This is a genomic window from Streptomyces sp. NPDC060198 (assembly GCF_042728415.1).
Classification (GTDB): Bacteria; Actinomycetota; Actinomycetes; order Streptomycetales; family Streptomycetaceae; genus Streptomyces.
Genome location: NZ_JBHWZJ010000427.1, coordinates 1 through 5,485, shown reverse-complemented (window position 1 = coordinate 5,485; position 5,485 = coordinate 1). Strand labels below are relative to the sequence as shown.

Sequence of the window (5,485 nt, the reverse complement as noted above, 5' to 3'; positions counted from 1 at the left end):
GTGCGCACGCGCGCACCGGCCCCACAGCCACATCACCGTGCCACGCCATCGACCCGGTCGGCTCGTTCACCGAGGTGACGGCCGGGACGACGCCGGCGGGGCGTCAGGTGGCGTGCACATCATGGGGGTTGCGCATCGTGGGGGTTGCGCATCGTGGGGGTCGCGCATCGTGGGGGTCGCGCATCGTGGGGGTCGCGCCAGTGCTTCCCTTGACCTCAAGCGCACTCGATGTTCGAGACTCGGGCACACCGCCGGAACCTGGCGGTGTGGAGCGAATGGGGAACGCGATGCATGTGGCACGGGTGGTCGCATTCGGCGGCCCGGAAGTACTGGTCGCGGCCGAGGCCGTCGACCCGGTGGCGGGCCCCGGGCAGGTGCTGGTTTCCGTGGCCGCCGTGGACACCATCTTCGTGGAGACTCAGGTGCGGGCAGGCTGGGGCAAGGAATTCTTCCCCGTCACCCCGCCGTACGTCCCGGGGGGCGGCATCGCCGGCACGGTGCGCGCGGTCGGCGAGGAAGTGGAGCCGGGATGGGTCGGGCGCCGTGTCGCTGCCTCCATCGGATTCACCGGAGCCTACGCGGAACTGGCCGTGGCTCCGGTGGAGGCCTTGGCTGTCGTACCCGACGAGGTCTCTTTCGTGGACGCCGCGGCCTTGGTCCACGACGGGGCGACAGCAGCCAGGCTGCTGGACGTCACGGCGGTCCGGCCCGGTGAGCAGGTGCTGATCGTGGGGGCGTCGGGCGGCATGGGAACGGTCCTCGTGCAGCTGGCGAAAGCCGCGGGCGCCCGGGTCGTCGGCCTGGCCCGCGGGCAGCGGAAATTGGACCTGGTAACGGAGTTGGGAGCGGATGCCGTCGTCGACCCGACCGGCCCGGACTGGGTGGAACGGACCCGGGAGGCCCTCGGCGGCAGGGGCGCGGACGTCGTTCTGGACGGGGTGGGCGGCGAGGTGGGACTGGCCGCGTTCTCCTTGGTCGCGAACGGCGGCCGATTCTCGGCCCACGGCGCCCCCACGGGGGGCTTCGCTCCGGTGAGCCCCTCGGAGGCGACGGGCCTCGGTGTCCGGTTGCTCGGTATCGGAGACATTCGGCCGACCGCCTCGGCACACGCCGAACTCATCGCACGCGCGCTCGACGCGGCTGCGAAGGAAGTCCTGAGAACGGTGGTCGGCGCCACCTTCCCCCTTGCACACGCGGCATCGGCGCACGAGGCGATCGAGTCCCGGGCGCTTCTGGGCAAGGTGGTGATCACCGTCTGACCCGAGAACCGACCAGGTCCGGGGTCCGGTCGGGCCAGGCCGGTCGAGAGGGGCCGGTCGGGCCGGTCCGGTCGGGAGGGGCCGGTCCGGTCGGGAGGGGCCGGTCCGGTCGGAAGGGGCCGGTCCGGTCGGGAGGGGCCGGTCGAAAGAGACAGGTCGAGAGCGCGGCGGCCCACGGGACCTACGGGGAACCGATGGCCTCCCGCTCACGGGACCGATCGAGCGGGCCGGCATCGATCGGGCTCACCCCTCCCGCGGTGATCAGGTCGGTTCCCAGGCTGCCGCGCACAAGGACTCGGCCACGGCGGCCGTGTAACGGGCGGCGCTGAGCCAGTGCAGGGTGAAGGCGTCGCTGTCGGCGGGAAGGAGACGGCCGAAGAGGTCTCGGTCGCGTCGGGTCGCCGAGGCGCACAGCGCCGTCAGGAGTCCGGCGGCCGTGGGGAGACCCGCGCGGCTGAGGCGGCGGGTCTGGGCGGTGACGTCCCCGAGCATGCCGAGGGCGGCGCGGCCCGCGGGGACCGCCTGTTCCACCCGGCGCTCCAGGAGGTACAGCGGAGAGTGCGCGCCGGACCCTTCGGGCTGCGGCGGGGCGGGGTGCACGGGGGCGGCCGGGTCCGGGAGGTCGGCGCGACGCAGGCGGTCGAAGCCGAGGTCGACCGTGCCCTCGCCGGTCGGGTGCGAGCAGGCGAGAAGGGTGAGCCGCGGGTGAAGGGCGGGCACGAGGCGGCCGATGATCCTCAGCCGGGTCCCGGGCGCCGTGGCCAGCAACATCAGGTTGTCGCGATGGGCCAGCGCGGGGTCGTCGTCGGCGACGGTGAGCCGGACGTGAATCCCTCCCTCGCACTGTGCGAGCAGACAGATGCCGCCCGGCTCCCGCACGGCGCCGAGGAGTTCGACGTCCAGAAAGAGCAGATCGCCGCCGCCGTGCTGCTCCTCGTAGCGGGCGGTGGACCGCAGGGCGCGGGCCGCCTGTTCGGCCGGGGGCGTCTCCCACAGGGCGGCGAGCGGCGTCTTCGTCCACGCGACGCCCCGGGCGGTAACAGCCTTGACGCCCTTCCCGGCGCCCAGTCTGCCGTCCGGCGAGACCGTCGCTCCGGAGACCGCCAGACCGGCCCGGCCCAGCTCCCGATGGGTGAGCGCGCTGTCTCCCAGGCGCACGGCCCGGTCGGCCACACCCAGGGCCCGTCCCACGCCGCCGGGTGCCACGTCGCCCACTGTGCAGAGACGGCCGTCGGGTCCGGCGACCCAGGTACGTACGCCTCCGTGCCCCGAGTCGGTGACCACGGGTTCGGTGAACAAGCCGTACAGGCGCAGCGAACCGTCCGGGCTGTACGGGCGGCGCGCGCGGCCTCTGACGGCGGCCAGCTCCGCCCCGGACGCCGTCCCCACCCGGTGTGCGGTGCCGAGGAGTTCGGCCAGGGCTGTGACGAGGTCCGCGGTGCGGTAGGACGGGTCCCCGGCGCGGGCCGCGCGCAGCAGTGTGACGACGGACAGCGCGGCGCCGGCGGCGCGGGGCAGGTGCCGGAGCCGGGCGGTGTGCGCGGCACGGAGGAGGGCCGACTGGGTGACGGCACCGGCCCCGTCGACGCCGGCCTCCAGCACGGCGGCTCCCGCCGACCACAGGGCGTCGGCCGCGGCACGCTGGGCCGGGCTCGCCACCTCGAGCGGGCCGGCAGGACTGGCAGCGGGCTCAGCGGGTGCGGTGGGTGCGACCGGCACGGTGGCCGTGGTTGCGGCAGGGTCGGGAGTGACGGCGGAGTCCGCCGCGGAGGCGGGTCCTGGGCCCTCGGGGGTGGGCTGGTCGGCGAGCTCCGGCGCCGGGTCCGCCACGGGGGCGGCGCAGGCGGCGGCAGCTCGGTGGACGCATGCCGGGGCGAGCAGGCAACCGCAGGTGATGGCATCAGTCGTCGTCACCACGCCGCCCGGGGCGTGCAGGCGCAACTCGCTCTCGTCGTCGACCGCGATCGTCACCGTGTCCCCGACGCGGTGTGTCGGGCGGGCGCCGAGTTTGGTGACTGCCGCATCCAGCCGCTTGCGCAGCCGGGGCGAGAGGTCCTCCACCAGCGTGGCCGTGACCTCCGGCGCGACGGGCGGCAACTGGGCGGCGGTCATGCGGTCTTCTCCCCTATCCAGCGGGCCAGTTCGAGTGGGCTGAGGGCCGCCACCGGCATGCCGGCTGCCACGAGCTGCCCGGCGACACCCGTCGAGTAGCGCGGCCTGCCGACGTCGTCGAGGCTCGCGCACCCGAGGACGTGGCAGCCGGTGGACACCAGGGCCCGCACCTCGGCCAGCAGTCCGCCGAGGGGCGCGCCCTCTTCGAAGTCGCTGATGACGACGACGAGGGTGCGGCTGGGCACAGCGATCAGGCTGCGGGCGTGCCGCAGTCCGGCGGCGATGTGGGTGCCGCCCCCCACGCTCACCTCCAGCAGGAGGGAGAGGGGATCGTGCACATGGCCGGTGAGGTCGACGACCTCCGTGGAGAAGGCCAGGAAGTGGGTGCTCAGGGTCGGCACCCCGGCGAGTACGGAGGCGGTCAACGCGGACCAGATCGTGGACGCCTCCATGGATCCGGAGACATCGGTGACCAGAATCAGGCGCCAGTCGGCCGACCGGCGGGCGCGACTGCGGAACACCGGCTTCTCGGGGATCACCTGGACCGTTCCGTCGGCCGTCCGGCGGGCGGTGGCCAGGTTGGCGCGCAGCGTGCGCGGCAGGTCGAGCCGGCCGCCGGGGCGGCGGGTGGGTCGGGCCGACATCGTGCCGGTGAGGGCGGGCCGCAGCCGGGTGGCGAGTTGCCGGGTCAGTTCGCCGACCAGGTGCCGGACCAGGGGCCGGAGCGCCGCGAGGCGGGCCTCGGGGAGGCCCCCGGCGTACCGCAGGATCGTCCGCAGCAGTTCCACGGAGGGGGTGACGGCCGCCGGGTCGAGTTCCGCGAGGACGTCCTGGCGGCCCGTCGCGGCTGCGGCGGCGAGGACCTCCTCGCGGATGCCGGGGCCGAACAGCGCGGCCAGTTCGTCGGACCACTCGCGGACGCCGGGGAACGAGGGCTCCCGGCCGCCGCGCGAGCCGGGCAGGCCGCCCCGGGACCCCTCGCCGTGCCCCGCACCGTAGAGCTCGTCCAGAGCGGTCGCCAGGCGAGCGGCGCCGGAAGGCAGTTGGCCGGGACGCCGGCCGAGCACGAGCCGCCACCGGTCGGCGGGGGCGAGGATCCGTGCGGGGATGGCCCCATTGGCGGATGCGGTGGCGGGTGCGATGACGGGGCGCGTCGCGGCGGGGCGGCCGGACAGCGGCGGGACCCGGTCGTCGGCCACGGGTGGCGGGACAGGCAGGCCGAGGCTGGTCAGGAGCTCGCGGGCCGCGAGGTCGGCGGCGGTTCGGCGGGCCGTCTCGGCGGGATCGTCCGCGTCGAGGGTGCCCACGCGTTCGCCCAGCCGCTCCTCGACGGTGTCCAGCAGCCGGTCCCGGGCCGCCGGGCTCAGGGTGTCGAAGCCGCCGCGCAAGGCCGGAAGCCTGGCCAAGAAAGCGGTGTCGTCCAGCTCGACGACCCGCTGGAGCAACGGGTCCAGGGCGTCGGCGGCGACCGTCAGGAGCGGACCCGCCACGGTCAGGACGCCGGTGAGGCGTGCGGTGAGAGCGGCCCGGAGAGTACTGTCCACGGCTCCGTCCACCCAGGAGGCGACGCGCCCGCCGAAGGCCGCGGCCTCTTCGTGGCCTGTGAGCGTCCTGACCGCTCCGGCGGCCGCAGCGATCAGCGGGGTGCCGTCGGCGGCCAGCCGGGCGAGGGCGTCGGCGAGCCGGATACCCCCCAACCGGTCTGCCCGCTGGGCCAGTTCGAGTAGCGCCCGGGCGTCCCCGGGCTCTTCGGAGCCGGTCAGGCCGTCGACCTGGCGGACCGCGGCCGAGGTCAGGAGTTCGGCCGCGCGCGCGGTGCGGTTGGCCCGGGCCAGGGCGGTGGCGTCCGGGGCACGGGGGACGTCGGACTCCGCCGGGCCCGGCAGGTGGCCGGCGTCGATGCGGTCCAGCAGGTCGAGCCCCGCGAGGAGTTCGGGGAGGGTGCCGCTCGCGGGGAGTACGGCCGACAGTTCCGTCAGCCGCTCGTCGGCCAGGGCGGGGAGCCCGCACTCGGCGGCCTCCGTGAGGCCGCGGACGACATGGGCGGCCGTCGGGCCGCCCTCCGCGCGCTCGGCCGCGTGCCGCTGCCGCAGCACGCCCTCGGCCGCCTGGCC

The 5,485-nt window shown here is 75.4% G+C and carries 3 protein-coding genes; 1 reads left to right on the top strand and 2 read right to left on the bottom strand.

All coding sequences use genetic code 11. The features are described 5' to 3' along the window. Nucleotides 1-1,259: zinc-binding dehydrogenase (locus ACFWEP_RS30890; protein ID WP_387375037.1), on the top strand; the 1,259-nt coding region annotated here is incomplete at its 5' end. Between the two features lie 261 nt (nucleotides 1,260-1,520). Here the strand turns inward: ACFWEP_RS30890 and ACFWEP_RS30885 are convergent. Together ACFWEP_RS30885 and ACFWEP_RS30880 are read right to left on the bottom strand one after the other, a co-directional pair. Next, nucleotides 1,521-3,371: a hypothetical protein gene (locus ACFWEP_RS30885; protein WP_387375035.1), complete on the bottom strand. Its 1,851-nt coding sequence runs from the start codon at nucleotides 3,369-3,371 to the stop codon at nucleotides 1,521-1,523. Continuing rightward, nucleotides 3,368-5,485: DUF5682 family protein (locus ACFWEP_RS30880; RefSeq protein WP_387375034.1), on the bottom strand; the 2,118-nt coding region annotated here is incomplete at its 5' end. The genes ACFWEP_RS30885 and ACFWEP_RS30880, both read right to left, overlap by 4 nt.